Consider the following 14388-nt stretch of genomic DNA (forward strand, 5'->3'; position numbering starts at 1 on the left):
GCCTCCCGTCCGTCGTCCGGTCGCGTTGCAGGCCCCACGTGCGCCGGTCAGGCGGCCATCGCGAGCGCGGACGGGTCGACCTGACCGGGGACGCACTCGTCGACGTCGCACGGAGCGATCGGCGCGACCGAGGTGTGGGTGATCTTGGGGTGTACCGGGCGGCGTTCGGTCTCGCCGCGTCCGATGAGGTCCTCGTGGAGCTTCTCGCCCGCCCGCAGGCCCGTGAACACGATGTCGGAGGGGCTGCCGGTGGCCTGGAGCATGCGCCGTGCGATGTCGAGGATCCGGACCGGTGCCCCCATGTCGAGCACGAGGACCTCGCCGGGGTGGGCGATCGCTGCCGACTGGATCACGAGGTGGCACGCCTCGGGGATGGACATGAAGTAGCGGGTGGCGTCGGGGTGGGTGACGGTGAGGGGCCGTCCGGCACGGATGAGCTCCGCGAAGAGCGGGAGCATCGAGCCGCGGCTGCCGAGGACGTTGCCGAACCGGACCGACACGTAGTCGTGGCCCGTGTCGGCGGCGGTCCAGGCGGTCAACCGCTCCGCGATGCGCTTGGTCGATCCGAGCACGCTCGTCGGGTTCGCGGCCTTGTCGGTCGAGATGTTCACGAGCGTCCCCACGCCCGCGGCGGCAGCGGCGCGGAGGACGTTCAGGGTGCCGAGGACGTTCGTCTTCCAGCCTTCGTCCGGGTACTGCTCGAGCATCGGCAGGTGCTTCAGCGCCGCGGCGTGGAAGACGACGTCGGGCCGGCGGGTCAGCATGATGTCGCGGATGGCGTCGGCGTCGCGGATGTCGGCGAGGACGACGTTCTTCGTGTCGAGCAGCCCGTGACCGTCCACGGAGACCTGCACCTGCTGCAGGGCGGTCTCGTCGCGGTCGAGCATGATGATCTCCGCCGGCTCGAACCGGACGAGCTGTCGGCAGAGTTCACTACCGATCGAGCCGCCGGCGCCCGTGATCAGCACCGACCGCCCCCGGACGAAGTCGACGGTGATCTCGAGCTCGGCCTCGGGCTGTCGATCCCCGATCAGTGCGTCGATGTCGAGCCCGTCGAGGCCGGGGATGCTGCGCTGTGGCATGGGGGTCTCCTCCGTGAAGTCCTCCCCAGTGTGAACCTCTCACATGTGAAATGTCAACAGGTCAGTCGGCGATGTTCGCCGTCACCGCGTCGATGTACGCCGCACGCTCCTCACGCGAGTGCGGGCGCCCCGGGACGCCCGGTCGCTGCTCCCACGGGAACGGCCCGGCCTCGTGCCGGTACTCGATGCCCATGGCCTCGAGGCGGGCGGTGTGCTCGGCCAGGCGTCCGCGGAACTCGGTGAGGTCGCGCAGCCCGGTGACGTCGGCCGACCACAGTGCCTCGGCGAGGGCGGCGACGCGGGGGAAGAGCTGGTAGTCGAGCCGACGGGCGGTGTCGACGTGCTCCGTCCACATGTTGCCCTGGCCGCCGATGACGTGGGCGCGCTCGGCGTCGGTGAGCCCCGACGGCACCGGGTCGAAGGCGAAGACGTCGTCGACGGTGAGCACGATCGACACCGGGATCGGCTCGGTCGGCAGGTCGCTCTGGCGGTAGTCGAGGTACACCTGGTCGTCCGGCGACGAGATGACGTCGTGCCCGCGGCGGGCGGCGGTCCGTGCGCCGGTCAGCCCGCGCCACGAGACCACGGTGGCGGAGGGGTCGAGCGTGCCGCCCTCGAGGATCTCGTCCCAGCCGAACGCCCGCCGGCCGTGCGACTCGACGTGTGCGGCGAGCTGTCCGATGATCCAGGCCTGCAGTTGTTCCTCGTCCTGCAGCCCGAGCTCGCGGATGCGCTCCTGGGTGCGGGGGTCGGTCTCCCACTGCACCTTCGGGCACTCGTCGCCGCCGATGCCGATGTAGCCGGAGGGGAAGAGTGCGATGACCTCGTCGAGGACGTCCTTGAAGAAGTCGATCGTGGCGTCCTCGGCGTTCAGGACGTCGTCGGCGATGCCCCACTCCGTCCACACCTCGACCGGTTCGCCCGTGACGCCGAGCGACGGGTACGCCGCCAGCGCCGCACGGACGTGCCCGGGGGTCTCGATCTCGGGGACGACGGTGACGAACCGGTCGGCCGCGTACGCCACGATCTCGCGGACGTCGTCCTGCGTGTAGTACCCGCCGTGCGGGCGGCCGTCGAACCCGGCGACGACGAGTGTGCCGTCCGGCCCGGCGACGTGCGCGCCGACCTGGGACTCCCGACGCCAGGACCCGACCTCGGTCAGGCGCGGGTACTTCCGGATCTCGATGCGCCACCCCTGGTCCTCGGTGAGGTGGAAGTGCAGGCGGTTGATCCGGTGCGCGGCGAGCTGGTCGACCACCCGCATGACCTCGTGCTTCGTCCGGAAGTGCCGGGCGACGTCGAGCATCACGCCGCGCCAGGCGAAGGCGGGGGCGTCCTCGACGACCACGGCGGGGACGGACCACGGACCGGTCGCGACCCGGCCGCGGCGGTACACGTCCGGGGGCAGCAGCTGCAGCAGGGCCTGCACACCGTAGAAGACCCCGGCGGGCGAGCCGCCGACGACGTCGACGCCGTCCGGCGTCACCGTGAGGCGGAACGACTCCGCCCGGTCGCCCTCCGGCGTCGTCGGGCCAGCGGGCAGGGACGGGTCGTCGGCGACGCGCAGCGCGATCGTGCCGGGCCCCGGTGCCGTGTCGTCGAGGGCGTCCCGCACCGGCAGTCCGGTCGATCCCCGCAGGGTCTGCTGCAGGTACAGTCGGACGGACTCGCTCGCCGGGTCGGCGGCGATCCGGGTCGACGGGGTGATCTCGAAGGCCCCGACACCGGGAGCGGTGCGGCGCGGTCGTGGGACGAGCATGTCGGAGCCACCATTCCTCAATGATCTTTCGTAATGTGGAGGCTATGGCCGTGCAGCAGACCGTGTCAACGACCCCGGGCACCGTCGGGACGACCCCGGGGGTCCTGCGGCAGATGAACTCGCGGGCCATCCTCCACGAGCTCCTGCGCGACGACGTCTCCCGCACGGTCACCGAGCTCGGCCGCACGGTCGGACTCTCCCGCCCCACGGTCGAGGCGGCGCTCGCCGACCTGGTCGACGAGGGCTGGGTGACCGAGGCCGAGGCGATCGCCACCCCGAACAAGGCCGGTCGTCGCGCCAAGCGCTTCGCCGCGGACGCGTCGGCCGGCTCCGTGCTCGGCGTGGACCTCGGCCTGCACGGGATCGTCGGCGTGCGCGCGGACCTGCGCGGCGTCACGCTCGCCCGCGTCGAGGAGCGCTACACCGACCTCGCCGACGCCGAACAGGCCTGGTCGAGCGTGCAGGACGTGGTCCGTCGGCTGACGGCGCCTGTCGGCTCCGTCGGTGGTGCGCCCGTGCTCGGCGCCACCTTCGGGGTGCCGGCGGTCGTCGACCGCGACGGCGCGATCGACTACACGGTCGCGGTGCCGGAGTGGGTCGAGCGGCGGGTGCCCGGCCGGATCCAGGACCTCTTCCCCGGGGTCGCCACCTTCTTCGACAACGACGCCAAGCTGGCCGCCACGGCCGAGGCCCGGTGGGGGCGGTTCCACGGCGTCCGGGACGGCCTGTACCTGGTGATGGGTCGACAGATCGGTGCCGCCCTGGTGGTCGACGGCTCGCTGGCGCGCGGTGCGCGCGGTGCGGCCGGCGAGATGGGCGGCATCGCCTCGACCGGCTGGCCCGCCGCACCCGCCCGCCTGGAGGCCCGGATCCCGTCCGGCACGGACCTCGAGTCCGTCTTCGCGGCGGCGGCCCAGGGCTCGGTGTCGGCCGTCGAGACCGTCCGTACGTTCGCGGCCGACGTGGCACCCGGCGTCGTGCAGCTCGTGACGACGATCGACCCCGAGGTCGTCGTCGTCGGTGGCGAGGTCCTGCCGGCTGCCGAGGTGTTCTGCGCCGCGCTCGACGAGATCGTCACGCCACAGCTCCGGCACCCGGTGGTGTTCGCCCCGTCGACCGTCGGTCGCGACGCCGTCGCCCGGGGCGCGCTCGCCCGGTCGCTCGCGCACGTCCGCGCCACCCACATGGGACTCGGCTGACACCCAGGGAGCGTGCCGGGTCCTGACAGGGCGTTCAGGGATGCTGGGGGCATGACGACTGCCGTGACCGCCCGTGCCATGACCGTCGCCAGTGGCGACTCCACCGCCCCGTCGGACCTCGGCGGGCTCTCCGGGCTCGTGTTGCAGCTGATCGACGCCCTGGGGGAGTGGGGCGTCGGGCTGATGCTCTTCGTCGAGACGGTGTTCCCGCCCATCCCGTCCGAAGTCATCCTGCCGCTGGCCGGGTTCCTCGCGGGTGCCGGCCAGATGAACCTCGTGCTGGTCCTGGTGCTGGCGACGATCGGTTCGTACCTCGGGGCGCTCGTGCTCTACTGGCTCGGCGCGAAGATCGGGTTCGAACGCACCACACGGTGGTTCGGCAAACTGCCCCTCGTCGACGAGGACGACTTCCGCAAGGCGGCCGGCTGGTTCCACCGGCACGGCAAGAGCGCGGTGTTCTTCGGCCGGTTCGTCCCGATCGTCCGCAGCCTCATCTCGTTGCCGGCCGGCGCCGACCGCATGCACCTCGGCACGTTCTCGGTGTTCACGATCATCGCGAGCGGCATCTGGAACAGCGCACTCGTGCTGCTCGGTGCCGCGTTCGGGTCGCAGTACGACCAGGTCGAGGCGTACACCGAGTGGATCGACCGTGTGCTCTACGTCGCGATCGCCGTGGTCGTGGTGACCTTCGTGGTGCGCCGGGTCCGCCGTGTCCGCGCCGAGCGGCGTGCGGGCGGCCCCGATGACCACGACGACGAGGCCGGCAGCCCTGCCGTGGGCGGTGCCCGGGGTCGTCGTCGCGCCGAGCCCGCCCGCGACTGAGCCTCAGGCCTTCGTCAGCGCCGACTCCTTGTGGGCGGCCTGCTTGCCGCTCTTCTCCGACTCGACGATCCAGTACGGGTCGTCGTCGGTCGGCGTGAAGTGCTGCCCGTCGAACTCGAAGTCGCTCGTCCGCTTGCGCACGAGCGTGCCGGTCGTCCTGCCCTGCGAGGTGTTCCAGTGCACCTCGTCACCCTTCGACAACGCCATGCTGTCCTCCTTGCGCGATTCCTCGTCCTGGTGGAGGTCGGACTGTACCCCGTCGATCCCCGGGAACTCAGGGAAGTACGGCGATCACGATGTCGTAACGGCCATGCGGATCGAGAGTCGGACGCGTACCGTTTCCCCTGAGCCCACACGCCGGCAGCGGCCGCGGAACCACGGGCTCCGGACGGGACGACGGACACCATGACCCTGCTGGACAGCGCGCGGGCGGACACCGTCCTCTCTGCGCGGTACCGGCTCGTGAAGCTCATCGGCACCGGCGGCATGGGATCCGTCTACGAAGCCCGTGACGAGCACACGTACCGGGCCGTGGCCGTGAAGCTCTTCGCGACCCCGGACAAGATGACCACCGCCGACCGTGTCCGCCAGGAGCGTGAGATCCGGCTGCTCAGCATGCTCTCCCACCCGGGCCTCATCCCGCTGTACGACGCCGGGACCCACGAGTTCGAGGACGGCCCGCACCGGTTCATCGTGATGGAGCTCATCGCCGACACGACGCTGCTCCGCCGCCTGTCCGAGGGTGCCCTGCACAACTACGAGGTGGCCGACCTCGGTGCGCAGCTCGCCGACGCCCTGGCCTACGTGCACTCCCGCGGCATCGTGCACCGCGACGTCAAGCCCGCCAACATCCTGATCAGCGACGAGGGCTCGTCCGGGTTCGCCCGCACGGTCAAGCTCACCGACTTCGGCGTCGCCCACTTCGTCGACGGCTCCCGCCTGACGAACGACGGCACGGTCATCGGTACCGCCGCCTACCTCAGCCCGGAGCAGGTCGCCGGCGAACCGATCAGCTTCGCCACCGACGTGTACTCGCTCGGGCTCGTCCTGCTCGAGGCGCTGACCGGCAAGCAGGAGTACTCGGGCACCCTGATCGAGGCCGCACTCGCCCGGCTCCGCCGCGACCCCGAGATCCCGGATGACGTCGCCGACGAGTGGCGTGAGTTGCTCAGCCGGATGACGGCCCGCGACCCGGAGCGCCGGCCCACGGCGGTCGCCATCGCGAACGCGCTGCGCGGGGGGTCCACCCAGATCACCGGCCCGGTGCCGCTCGGTCCGGAACGCGTGAAGCACCAGCGCGACCACCGCATGCACCGTGCGGCACACCGGCACGCCAGGCGCGGCACGTTCTCGGCGGTGCGTCGCTGGCGTCGGCGGAACGTCCTGGTCGGGTCCTTCGCGGCCTTCGGCGTCACCGCGGCGTGCGTGGCCGCCTACGTCGCGGGCGCCCTGCACTGATCCCTCGGGCGGCGCCGTGCTCCGGGCACCGGAGCACCCTGGCAGGATGGACAGCATGACCGACCAGCGCTGGATCAAGATCTGTGGCCTGTCGACGCCCGACACCGTGGACGCCGCCGTCGACGCGGGTGCCGACGCCGTCGGGTTCGTCTTCGCGGCGGGCAGCCCCCGGACCGTCACCGCCGACCTGGCGAAGGAACTCGTCGAGCGCGTGCCGGACGGCATCGACGCCGTCGGGGTCTTCCGCGACCAGAAGATCGACGAGATCGTGGGCATCGCCTCCGAGGTCGGGCTCACCACGCTGCAGCTGCACGGTGGCGAGTCGGCGTCCGACTTCGCCCGCGCGCGCGACGCCGGCTTCTTCACCATCCGGGCCATCGCGGCCGAGGACTACCTGCGCGAGACGCCCGAACAGCGCGCCGCGTTCGACCACGACCTGCTGTTGCTCGACGCCGCCGTGCCCGGCAGCGGTCGCCTGATCGACCCGGCCACGATCGAGGGCGTGGACGAGGCCTGGATCCTCGCCGGCGGGCTGACCCCGGCCAACGTGGTCGCCGCGGTCGAAGCGCTCGACCCCGACGGCGTCGACGTGTCGAGCGGTGTCGAGTCCGAGCGTGGCGTCAAGGACCCCGCGAAGATCCGCGCCTTCGTCGAGGCCGTCCGCAGCCTGGGCTGAGCGCGCGACCGCACCGATCGGTCGCGCTCGCGGCTCCGGACGCGACCGAGGGCGGACAGGAGGCGCGGTGCGGGCCCGCCACGGGCCTCCCGTCCGCCGCGCGGTCAGCGCAGGGTGGGGATGAGCTCCGTCAGGAACGCGTCCGTGTCCTCCCAGCCCTGCACCGCGTGGCAGGGGACCCCGAGTGCCTTCACCGGGTAGTCGTTGCCCTCGGGGTCGAGCCGGTCGCCGACGAAGAGCATGTCGTCGAGTGCGATACCGGTGATCTCGGCCAGACGCTGCATGCCGTAGGCCTTGTCGATGCCCTTGCGGGTGATGTCGATGCTGGTGGAGCCGCCCGATCGGACCTCGAGGTCGGGCAGGTCCTGCTGCACCAGGCGGCGCAGGTGGTCCTTCTTCTCGCCGGTCGGGTCCCACTGCTTCTTGACGTCCACCGGGGCGGACTGGCCGAGGGCGGAGAACGTGATCTGCGACCCGCGGTCCTCGAGGATGGCGCCCCAGGTCTCGGACTCCCAGTACCCGGCTTCCTTCGCACGGGCCTCGACCGCGGCGAGGGCGCGGTCCTTCTGCTCGTCGGTGAGGTCCTCGGCGTACTGCAGCGCCCAGTCCTGGTCCTCCCAGCGGTAGTACCGGGTGCCGCAGGTCGGCAGCAGGTGCAGGGCGTCGAGCGTCAGGCCGTCGCGCTGCCGGAGCGGGGTGACGAGCTGCTGCTCGAACTGGGTGAAGTTGCCGCCGGAGATGACCGCGACCGGCACGACCTCGAGCAGGGACGCGAAGGTCTCGAGCATGCGGGGGTCGAGGGAGGACTTCGACGGGGCGAGCGTGTCGTCTAGGTCGAAGGCGACGAGGCGGGGCGTGGTCATGCCCCCGATCCTGCCAGAGCCCGCCGACCACGCGCAGGGTGCGACCGACAGGGTGCCCCGGTGCTGCGCGATGTCTGCGGGGTCACGCGCGGTGTGTGGCGGGGACCCGGTCGCGGGCGTAGGTGATGTCCGTGTAGCCGTGCGGGGCCGGGTTGCCGTCCTCGTCGAGGTTCACGAACACGACCTCGTCGATCGTCAGGATGCTGCGGTGCGTGAAGAGGTTGCGCGCCTCGGCCCGCATGGTCAGCGACGTCCGGCCGAACCGGGTGGCGACGAGGCCGATCTCGACGATGTCGCCCTCCTTCGCCGAGGACAGGAAGTTGATCTCCGACATGTACTTCGTGACGACCTTGCCGTTGCCGAGCTGGATGATCGCGTAGACGGCGGCTTCCTCGTCGATCCAGCGGAGCAGGCTGCCGCCGAACAGGGTGCCGTTGGCGTTGAGGTCCTCCGGTCGCACCCACTTCCGGGTGTAGAAGTTCATCTCCGGCGGGGCGTCGTCCTGGTGCTGATCCATGTCACGTCATGGTACGCCGACGGCCGCGCCCCCGCAGGGACGCGGCCGTCGTGGCGATCGGGGGCGGCGGTGCCGCCGGTGCTCACTCCTTGACGAGGACGACCTCGTCGAGGGGGATGCGGGTGCGCGGGGCGACCTCGCGCTCGGCGGCCTTGTCGTCGAGCTGCGACGGGTGCGCGACGGTGCCGACGGCCGTGACCGTGTACGGCAGGAAGCGCTCGGGCAGGTCGAACGCGGCACGGAGCCCGGCGGCGTCGATGCCCGCCATCTGGTGCACGTGCAGCCCCTCGGCGTGCGCCTGCACGGTCAGCGCGGCGAGCGACTGGCCGAGGTCGTACTGCGCGAAGGGGCGCTCCTCGCCGTCGGCGGTCACGGTCTCGAGCACGCCGACGACGAGGGCGCTGGCGCGGAAGGCCCAGGCGGCGTTGAAGCCGAGCAGGTTCTCGTTGATCTTCCGGAACGTCTCGGTGCCGCGGCGGCCGGCGATGAAGCGGCGGGGCTGGAAGTTCATGGCCGAGGGTGCCCAGCGAGCGGCCTCGAGGACGGCGTCGAGCTGGTCGTCCGAGATCGTCGCGGTCTCGTCGTAGGAGCGCGGGCTCCAGCGCTCCTCGAGCAGCGGCACGAGCGGCTGGCTGGAGTCGGTGGACCGGGTGAGGGTGTCGGCGTTCGTCGAGGTCATGGTGCGCTCAACGGTATTCGATGCGTCCGCATTTCCGACCTGAGTGACGTCACATCACCGCCGGCAGGTGCCAGGATGGACGGGATGGGTGGCGTGTTGACCGGCTTCGCGATCATCGGCGCGATCATCGCCGGTGGGTACGTCGTCGGACGCATCGGCCTGCTGGGCCCGCACGCGCAGTTCGTGATGAGTCGGCTCGCGTTCTTCGTGCTGATGCCGTGCCTGCTGTTCCACACCATCGCGACCGCCGACATCGCGTCGCTGCTGTCCTCGATGCTCTGGGTCTCGCTGCTGAGCGCCGCCGTGGTCGCCCTCGGTGCCGCCGCCGTGTTCCGCTTCGTGCTGCGCCGCCCCGTCACCACGACCACCGTCGGCGCCCTGGCCTCGAGCTACGTGAACGCGAACAACATCGGGCTGCCGGTGGCCGTGTACGTGCTCGGCCAGGCGACCGCGGTCGTGCCCGTCATCCTGCTGCAGCTCGTCGTGATGGCCCCGATCGCGCTGACGATCCTCGACGCTGCGACCGCGGGTGGCGGCGGGTGGGGACGACGGATCGCGGGGCCGTTCCGGAACCCGATCATCATTGCCTCGCTCGTCGGGCTCGTGTGCTCGGCGACGGGGACCACGCTGCCCGACCCGGTGCTCGAGCCGTTATCGCTCGTCGGCGCGGCCGCTGTGCCCGTCGTGCTGCTGTCGTTCGGGATGAGCCTGCACGGTGCGACCCCGCTGCGGGACCCGGCCATCCGCACCGACGTCATCGTGGCGTCGTCGATCAAGCTCGTGGTGATGCCGGCCGTGGCGTTCGTGTTCGCCCGGTTCGTGTTCGGGCTCGGCGACCAGGAGGTCTTCGTGCTCACCACCCTCGGCGCCCTGCCGGCGGCGCAGAACGTCTTCAACTACGCGCAGCGGTACGGGGCAGCGGTCCCGGTGGCGCGCGACGTCGTGCTCATCTCGACGCTCGGCTCGGTGCCCGTGCTCGTCGCGATCGCCGCCCTGCTGCACCCGTAGCGCGCCCTGGACGCGCCGCGGGGCGGACGGGAGGCCCGTGGCGGGCGCGCGCCGGGCCTCCCGTCCGGCCGTGGTGGCGACCACCGCGGATCGTGAGCAGGAACGGTCGGGCCGCGTCCGCCGACCCGACCTGTTCTGCTCACGAAGTGCGGACGGCACGCGCGTACCCTGGCGGGCACGCGGGGCGGACCGCCTCGTGACCGATGACCACGACGAGGAGACCGGCGATGGACACGATGGCGATGATGAAGAACATGTCGATGACGGACATGCCCATGGAGATGGACATGGACATGATGCAGGACACGATGATGGCGATGAACGCCGCGTCGATGGCCGCGACGATGTGCTCCGCGGCCGACATGCGGATGGGTGGCGAGATGGCCACCTGCGCCGCGATGTGCTCGAACACCGCGATGCTGGCCGACACCGGGATGCGGATGATGATGCGTCCGATGGGGATGGACGCCGCCGCGATGCAGGCGATGCTCATGGCCGTCGTCGCGATGGGCACCGCGTGTGCCGCCGAGTGCCGCCAGCACCAGGACATGGACGAGTCGTGCCGCTACTGCGCCATGGCCTGCGACGAGATGGTGTCGAAGTGCCAGGCGATGCTCGACTCGATGACGGCCTGACCCGCTCCGCCGGCGCTCTGCGACGCGTGCGCGCTACGCGACGCGCGCGGTGGTCTGTCGGCCGCCGGCGCTGAGGATCTCCGCGACCGGGTGGTGGGCGACCGGCTCGCCGACCGACAGGACGCCGTCGGCGTCCGCCACCCGCAGCTGGGTGATGCTCCCGTCGAGGAACAGCACCACGGCGTCGGCTGCGCGCGTCTCGACGACGATGCCGTCGCGCCACGCACCGGGGGCCGCGGTCGCCATGAGGCGCTGGATGGGAAGGATCGTCGTGCGGGACATGGCTTCACCTGCTCTCGAAGGGGTTCGGTGCAGGAAACCTACGTCGGCGTGACGGACGGCTCAATCACGGCGGTCGCCGGGCGTAACAGAGCCGGACGGGCGCTGCCGATCCGGGCTGGCTGGGCTGGGCTGGGCCGGAGACCCGACTCCGATCAGAAGATCATCGGGCGGTCGTCGTCGAGCGACGTGTCCAGGTCGAGGTCGACCACCACGGGCACGTGGTCACTCGGGGCGTCGCCCTTCCGCTCGTTCCGGTGGATCGAGGCGTCGGTGACGACGTCGGCGAAGGCCTGCGAACCGAGGACGAAGTCGATGCGCATGCCCTCGTTGCGCGGGAACCGCAGCTGCTTGTAGTCCCAGTAGGTGTAGCCGTCGGGCACGATCGGGCGGACGACGTCCTGCAGGCCCCGTGCCTCGAACTCGCGGAACGCTGCCCGCTCGGGCTCGCTGACGTGGGTCGACCCCTCGAAGACCCTCATGTCCCAGACGTCCTGGTCGAGCGGTGCGACGTTCCAGTCGCCCATCAGCGCGAGCGGGGTCTCCGGCGAGGCCTCGATCCACTCCGAGGTGCGGTCGGCCAGCTGGGCGAGCCAGTCGAGCTTGTACGTGTAGTGCGGGTCGCCGAGCTCGCGGCCGTTCGGGACGTAGAGGCTCCAGAGCCGCACACCGTCGACCGTGACGCCGATCGCGCGGGCCTCGACCGGCAGGTCCGGCCCCTCGTGGCCCTTCAGGAACCCGGGCTGGCCCGGGAAGTCGCGGGTGACGTCCTCCATCGGCAGCCGGCTGGCGAACGCGACGCCGTTCCACTGGTTCAGGCCGTGCGCCTCGACGTGGTACCCCGCGGCCTCGAACTGCTCGACCGGGAACTGCTCCGGCTTGCACTTGATCTCCTGCATGCCGAGGACGTCGACGTCCTCACGCACCAGCCAGTCGACGATCCGACCCACTCGGGTGCGGACGGAGTTCACGTTCCAGGTCGCCACGCGCATGGAACAAGAACCTACCGGTGTCGACTGACGACGAGGTCGGCGAGACCAGCGGTACGGGCGGGCGGGACGTGCGCCGCCTGTGCGGCGTACGGCACGATGGTGTTCGCTGGAGGCCAGCAATCGACCGCACGGAGGCAGCAATGGCATCGACGACCAACCGCGTCGACGGGACCCCGACCGGTACCACGACCGGGGCCACGCTCGGGGCCGGGGCCGGGAGCACCCAGCCCGCCGGCACCACCACGACGCAGGTCACCGCCAAGGGCAGGACCATCATCGACGACACGGTCGTCGCGAAGGTCGCGGGCATCGCCGCCCGAGACGTCCCCGGCGTCTTCGCGCTCGGCGGCAACGCCTCGCGGGCGTTCGGTGCCATCCGCGACGCCATCGGCTCGAGCGCGCTCGGTCAGGGTGTCCGCGTCGAGGTCGGCGAGACCCAGGTCGCCGTCGACCTGACCATCGTCGTCGACTACCCGACGCCGATGATGGAGGTCGCCTCCGCGGTCCGTGCCGCCGTGACGAACGCCGTCACCGAACTCGTCGGCCTCGAGGTCACCGAGGTCAACATCGCCATCAACGACGTGAACATCCCGGCGCTCAACGGCGTCGCGGACGAGCTCGACACCCGGGACGGTCGGGTCCGGTGAACGCCACCGTCGTCGGGATGGGCACCGGCGCCCTGCTCGCGATCGTCGCCGTGACGCTCGGGTTCTGGGCGTTCGTCGTCGTCGCCGTCTGCATGGCGGTCGGTGCACTGGTCGCCCGCATCGTCACGGGCGACGTCGACTTCCGTCGCCTGCTCGACGTGCTGCGCGGACGCCGGAGCTCGTCGTGAGCGACGCCGCCGTCGCCACGACCGGCGACAGCGGCGTCCGGCTCCGCGGCTCCGACCGCATCGGCACGTCGGCGCTGGTGCACACCGCCCAGGCGGTCGCCGCCGAAGCACTGCGGGTGGCCTTCCGGGAGGTCCGCGCCCGGGTCGCCGACGACGGTCGCGGCGCGCTGGCGGTCGAGATCACCGCCCCGCTCGCCCTGCCGGTGCTGGGCTTGCACGCACTCCCCGACGAACCGGTCGTCGCCACGGCGCACCGGGCTCGCAGCACGATCGCCGAGCGCTTCCGGACCATCACCGGCCGACAGGTCGCCCGCGTGACCGTGACCTTCGCCTCGTCGGTCGTGGACACCCCGCGGAGGGTCCGGTGACCGCCCCACCCCTCGTCGGCGCGCCCGCCGCGGACCACGCTGCCACCCACCGCCGCCTGCTGCGCCGCGAGACCCACGTCTCCCGCTCCGGTGCCGTCGTCGTCGCGATGCTCATCGCCCTGGTGCTCGCCGCCGCTGCGGTCTTCGCCGGTGCACTCGTCCTGCTCGACCAGAACGTGCTCGGCGTCGACCCCCGTGCCGTGGTCGACGCCGCGCTCGCCGCTCCGGACGACCTCGACACCACCATCGTGATCGGCATCGGCGCCGTCGTGGCCCTGATCGGCCTCGTCCTCCTGCTGCAGGGGATCCTGCCCCAGCGCCGTCCGCGGCACGTGATGTCGTCCGACCGGCTCGCAGTGGTCGTCGACGACGAGGTCCTGGCCTCCGCCGCGGCCCGCGCCGCCCGATCCGCGACCCGTCTGGGCGCCGACGCCGCCGTGGGCACCGTCGGTCGCCGCACGGTCGACGTCGTGCTCCGTCCCGCAGCCGGGGTGGACGTCCCAGCGGTCGCCGCGACCGAGGCCGTCGAGCGGGAGTTCGCCGCGATCGACGCGCAACCGCCACTCGCTGCACGGGTCCGGGTGCAGCCGACCGGACGGGTGGACGGATGAACGCCACGAACCGCGCGCTCGGCCGGACGGCGCTCGTCGTGCTCGGGCTCGTGCTGCTCGTCGCCGGGGTCGCCGCGATCCTGGTGCAGACCGCGCAGGGCCTGCCCCTCGTCGCCTCGTGGTGGCGCACGGTCGGCGATGCCCTCGCCGGACTCGGCACCGGGGCGTCGCGTGACGACTCGGTGTTCGCGTGGACCTGCGTGCTCGGCGGTGGCGTCGTGCTCGGCGTGCTCGCACTCGTCGTGCTGACGACGCTCGGCGGGGGCCGCGAGAGCACCGTCGTGGACAGCGACGGTTCGGCCGACGGCGTCGCCGGCTCGGTGCGCATCGAGTCCACCGCCGTGCAGCACGCGCTCTCCTCGGCCATCGGCGACATGCCCCAGGTCGGCTCGCTCGCCGTCGACGTCTACCGGGTCCGGGGTGGTCGGGCGATCCGGGTGCGGGTCCGTCCGCGCCGGGGTGCCGCGCCGCGGGAGATCACCGAACGGGTCGAGGCCGTGGTCGCCGACCTGGACGCCCTGCTCGGTGAGCGCCTGCCCGTGCTGCTCGAGATCGCCCGTGGTGGGTCGGGGTCCTCCCGCCCGGACCGCGTGCACTGAGGGTCG

20 protein-coding genes are annotated in these 14388 nt (G+C 71.8%); 11 read left to right on the plus strand and 9 right to left on the minus strand.

Annotated elements, in window-relative coordinates:
* Nucleotides 1-47: 47 nt before the first annotated feature.
* Both QRN49_RS09600 and QRN49_RS09605 read right to left on the minus strand, forming a co-directional pair.
* On the minus strand, nucleotides 48-1082 hold the full coding sequence (locus QRN49_RS09600) for a UDP-N-acetylglucosamine 4,6-dehydratase family protein (RefSeq protein ID WP_110864239.1): 1035 nt from the start codon (nucleotides 1080-1082) through the stop codon (nucleotides 48-50).
* Nucleotides 1083-1143: 61 nt separating this feature from the next.
* On the minus strand, nucleotides 1144-2841 hold the full coding sequence (locus tag QRN49_RS09605) for a beta-N-acetylhexosaminidase (RefSeq protein ID WP_284755371.1): 1698 nt from the start codon (nucleotides 2839-2841) through the stop codon (nucleotides 1144-1146).
* 44 nt (nucleotides 2842-2885) lie between these two features.
* Here QRN49_RS09605 and QRN49_RS09610 point away from each other — a divergent pair, with 44 nt between their 5' ends.
* Both QRN49_RS09610 and QRN49_RS09615 read left to right on the plus strand, forming a co-directional pair.
* The gene (locus tag QRN49_RS09610; protein ID WP_284755373.1) at nucleotides 2886-4040 is read left to right on the plus strand and encodes an ROK family transcriptional regulator; all 1155 of its coding nucleotides are present in this window, start codon (nucleotides 2886-2888) and stop codon (nucleotides 4038-4040) included.
* A 51-nt stretch (nucleotides 4041-4091) separates the two neighbouring features.
* The gene (locus QRN49_RS09615; protein ID WP_284755375.1) at nucleotides 4092-4862 is read left to right on the plus strand and encodes a DedA family protein; all 771 of its coding nucleotides are present in this window, start codon (nucleotides 4092-4094) and stop codon (nucleotides 4860-4862) included.
* 3 nt (nucleotides 4863-4865) lie between these two features.
* Here QRN49_RS09615 and QRN49_RS09620 read toward each other — a convergent pair whose 3' ends face one another.
* Nucleotides 4866-5069, minus strand: coding sequence for a hypervirulence associated TUDOR domain-containing protein (locus tag QRN49_RS09620; protein WP_071404335.1), 204 nt, complete (start codon nucleotides 5067-5069; stop codon nucleotides 4866-4868).
* A gap of 198 nt (nucleotides 5070-5267) precedes the next feature.
* Here QRN49_RS09620 and QRN49_RS09625 point away from each other — a divergent pair, with 198 nt between their 5' ends.
* Both QRN49_RS09625 and QRN49_RS09630 read left to right on the plus strand, forming a co-directional pair.
* Nucleotides 5268-6320, plus strand: a complete 1053-nt coding sequence (locus QRN49_RS09625) for a serine/threonine-protein kinase (protein WP_111224826.1) — start codon at nucleotides 5268-5270, stop codon at nucleotides 6318-6320.
* 55 nt (nucleotides 6321-6375) lie between these two features.
* A complete protein-coding gene (locus QRN49_RS09630; protein ID WP_071404336.1) occupies nucleotides 6376-6996 on the plus strand; it encodes a phosphoribosylanthranilate isomerase in 621 nt (206 codons plus the stop codon).
* A 104-nt stretch (nucleotides 6997-7100) separates the two neighbouring features.
* On the opposite strand, the gene QRN49_RS09635 is transcribed toward QRN49_RS09630, so the two are convergent.
* The 3 genes from QRN49_RS09635 to QRN49_RS09645 all read right to left on the minus strand — a co-directional run bounded on the left by QRN49_RS09635 (nucleotide 7101) and on the right by QRN49_RS09645 (nucleotide 9055).
* Nucleotides 7101-7859 carry an HAD-IIB family hydrolase gene (locus QRN49_RS09635; protein ID WP_071404337.1) on the minus strand — a complete coding sequence of 253 codons (759 nt, stop codon included), beginning with the start codon at nucleotides 7857-7859 and terminating at the stop codon, nucleotides 7101-7103.
* A gap of 82 nt (nucleotides 7860-7941) precedes the next feature.
* The gene (locus QRN49_RS09640; protein WP_017886352.1) at nucleotides 7942-8376 is read right to left on the minus strand and encodes an acyl-CoA thioesterase; all 435 of its coding nucleotides are present in this window, start codon (nucleotides 8374-8376) and stop codon (nucleotides 7942-7944) included.
* A gap of 82 nt (nucleotides 8377-8458) precedes the next feature.
* Nucleotides 8459-9055 (minus strand): nitroreductase family protein, encoded by a 597-nt coding sequence (locus QRN49_RS09645; protein ID WP_027464865.1) that lies wholly within the window; start codon nucleotides 9053-9055, stop codon nucleotides 8459-8461.
* Nucleotides 9056-9139: 84 nt separating this feature from the next.
* On the opposite strand from QRN49_RS09645, the gene QRN49_RS09650 reads away from it, so the two are divergent.
* Nucleotides 9140-10063 (plus strand): AEC family transporter, encoded by a 924-nt coding sequence (locus tag QRN49_RS09650; protein WP_284755383.1) that lies wholly within the window; start codon nucleotides 9140-9142, stop codon nucleotides 10061-10063.
* A 139-nt stretch (nucleotides 10064-10202) separates the two neighbouring features.
* Here QRN49_RS09650 and QRN49_RS09655 read toward each other — a convergent pair whose 3' ends face one another.
* Nucleotides 10203-10352 (minus strand): hypothetical protein, encoded by a 150-nt coding sequence (locus tag QRN49_RS09655; protein ID WP_284755385.1) that lies wholly within the window; start codon nucleotides 10350-10352, stop codon nucleotides 10203-10205.
* Here QRN49_RS09655 and QRN49_RS09660 point away from each other — a divergent pair.
* Complete coding sequence (locus QRN49_RS09660) at nucleotides 10351-10698, plus strand: four-helix bundle copper-binding protein (RefSeq protein WP_284755387.1); 348 nt, start codon at nucleotides 10351-10353, stop codon at nucleotides 10696-10698. The two genes, QRN49_RS09655 and QRN49_RS09660, sit on opposite strands and share 2 nt — an antisense overlap.
* Before the next feature lie 33 nt (nucleotides 10699-10731).
* Here QRN49_RS09660 and QRN49_RS09665 read toward each other — a convergent pair whose 3' ends face one another.
* Nucleotides 10732-10980 (minus strand): hypothetical protein, encoded by a 249-nt coding sequence (locus QRN49_RS09665; protein WP_027464862.1) that lies wholly within the window; start codon nucleotides 10978-10980, stop codon nucleotides 10732-10734.
* A gap of 152 nt (nucleotides 10981-11132) precedes the next feature.
* Nucleotides 11133-11969, minus strand: a complete 837-nt coding sequence (locus QRN49_RS09670; RefSeq protein ID WP_110864246.1) for an exodeoxyribonuclease III — start codon at nucleotides 11967-11969, stop codon at nucleotides 11133-11135.
* A 140-nt stretch (nucleotides 11970-12109) separates the two neighbouring features.
* On the opposite strand from QRN49_RS09670, the gene QRN49_RS09675 reads away from it, so the two are divergent.
* The 5 genes from QRN49_RS09675 to QRN49_RS09695 are packed head-to-tail and all read left to right on the plus strand — an operon-like array spanning nucleotide 12110 to nucleotide 14382.
* Nucleotides 12110-12616: an Asp23/Gls24 family envelope stress response protein gene (locus QRN49_RS09675; RefSeq protein WP_209080385.1), complete on the plus strand. Its 507-nt coding sequence runs from the start codon at nucleotides 12110-12112 to the stop codon at nucleotides 12614-12616.
* Entirely contained in the window at nucleotides 12613-12804 is a 192-nt protein-coding gene (locus tag QRN49_RS09680) for a DUF2273 domain-containing protein (protein ID WP_027464859.1), read from the plus strand. The genes QRN49_RS09675 and QRN49_RS09680 overlap by 4 nt, the downstream gene beginning before the upstream one ends.
* Nucleotides 12801-13172: a hypothetical protein gene (locus tag QRN49_RS09685; RefSeq protein ID WP_209080384.1), complete on the plus strand. Its 372-nt coding sequence runs from the start codon at nucleotides 12801-12803 to the stop codon at nucleotides 13170-13172. Before QRN49_RS09680 ends, QRN49_RS09685 begins: the two co-directional genes overlap by 4 nt.
* Nucleotides 13169-13783, plus strand: coding sequence for a hypothetical protein (locus QRN49_RS09690; protein WP_209080383.1), 615 nt, complete (start codon nucleotides 13169-13171; stop codon nucleotides 13781-13783). Before QRN49_RS09685 ends, QRN49_RS09690 begins: the two co-directional genes overlap by 4 nt.
* Nucleotides 13780-14382: a hypothetical protein gene (locus tag QRN49_RS09695; RefSeq protein ID WP_071404345.1), complete on the plus strand. Its 603-nt coding sequence runs from the start codon at nucleotides 13780-13782 to the stop codon at nucleotides 14380-14382. The genes QRN49_RS09690 and QRN49_RS09695 overlap by 4 nt, the downstream gene beginning before the upstream one ends.
* Nucleotides 14383-14388: the final 6 nt, after the last annotated feature.

The organism is Curtobacterium sp. ME-Dv--P-122a, from assembly GCF_030209645.1.
Taxonomy (GTDB): domain Bacteria; phylum Actinomycetota; class Actinomycetes; order Actinomycetales; family Microbacteriaceae; genus Curtobacterium; species Curtobacterium flaccumfaciens.

What these genes read in the sequence shown, in the direction of transcription:
- QRN49_RS09665 (WP_027464862.1), bottom strand. Translation starts at nt 10,980, where the DNA reads ATGTCCCGCACGACGATCCTTCCCATCCAGCGCCTCATGGCGACCGCG.
- QRN49_RS09670 (WP_110864246.1), bottom strand. Translation starts at nt 11,969, where the DNA reads ATGCGCGTGGCGACCTGGAACGTGAACTCCGTCCGCACCCGAGTGGGT.
- QRN49_RS09615 (WP_284755375.1), top strand. Translation starts at nt 4,092, where the DNA reads ATGACGACTGCCGTGACCGCCCGTGCCATGACCGTCGCCAGTGGCGAC.
- QRN49_RS09635 (WP_071404337.1), bottom strand. Translation starts at nt 7,859, where the DNA reads ATGACCACGCCCCGCCTCGTCGCCTTCGACCTAGACGACACGCTCGCC.
- QRN49_RS09625 (WP_111224826.1), top strand. Translation starts at nt 5,268, where the DNA reads ATGACCCTGCTGGACAGCGCGCGGGCGGACACCGTCCTCTCTGCGCGG.
- QRN49_RS09620 (WP_071404335.1), bottom strand. Translation starts at nt 5,069, where the DNA reads ATGGCGTTGTCGAAGGGTGACGAGGTGCACTGGAACACCTCGCAGGGC.
- QRN49_RS09675 (WP_209080385.1), top strand. Translation starts at nt 12,110, where the DNA reads ATGGCATCGACGACCAACCGCGTCGACGGGACCCCGACCGGTACCACG.
- QRN49_RS09695 (WP_071404345.1), top strand. Translation starts at nt 13,780, where the DNA reads ATGAACGCCACGAACCGCGCGCTCGGCCGGACGGCGCTCGTCGTGCTC.
- QRN49_RS09600 (WP_110864239.1), bottom strand. Translation starts at nt 1,082, where the DNA reads ATGCCACAGCGCAGCATCCCCGGCCTCGACGGGCTCGACATCGACGCA.
- QRN49_RS09610 (WP_284755373.1), top strand. Translation starts at nt 2,886, where the DNA reads ATGGCCGTGCAGCAGACCGTGTCAACGACCCCGGGCACCGTCGGGACG.
- QRN49_RS09655 (WP_284755385.1), bottom strand. Translation starts at nt 10,352, where the DNA reads ATGTCCATCTCCATGGGCATGTCCGTCATCGACATGTTCTTCATCATC.
- QRN49_RS09650 (WP_284755383.1), top strand. Translation starts at nt 9,140, where the DNA reads ATGGGTGGCGTGTTGACCGGCTTCGCGATCATCGGCGCGATCATCGCC.
- QRN49_RS09630 (WP_071404336.1), top strand. Translation starts at nt 6,376, where the DNA reads ATGACCGACCAGCGCTGGATCAAGATCTGTGGCCTGTCGACGCCCGAC.
- QRN49_RS09605 (WP_284755371.1), bottom strand. Translation starts at nt 2,841, where the DNA reads ATGCTCGTCCCACGACCGCGCCGCACCGCTCCCGGTGTCGGGGCCTTC.
- QRN49_RS09640 (WP_017886352.1), bottom strand. Translation starts at nt 8,376, where the DNA reads ATGGATCAGCACCAGGACGACGCCCCGCCGGAGATGAACTTCTACACC.
- QRN49_RS09660 (WP_284755387.1), top strand. Translation starts at nt 10,351, where the DNA reads ATGGACATGATGCAGGACACGATGATGGCGATGAACGCCGCGTCGATG.
- QRN49_RS09645 (WP_027464865.1), bottom strand. Translation starts at nt 9,055, where the DNA reads ATGACCTCGACGAACGCCGACACCCTCACCCGGTCCACCGACTCCAGC.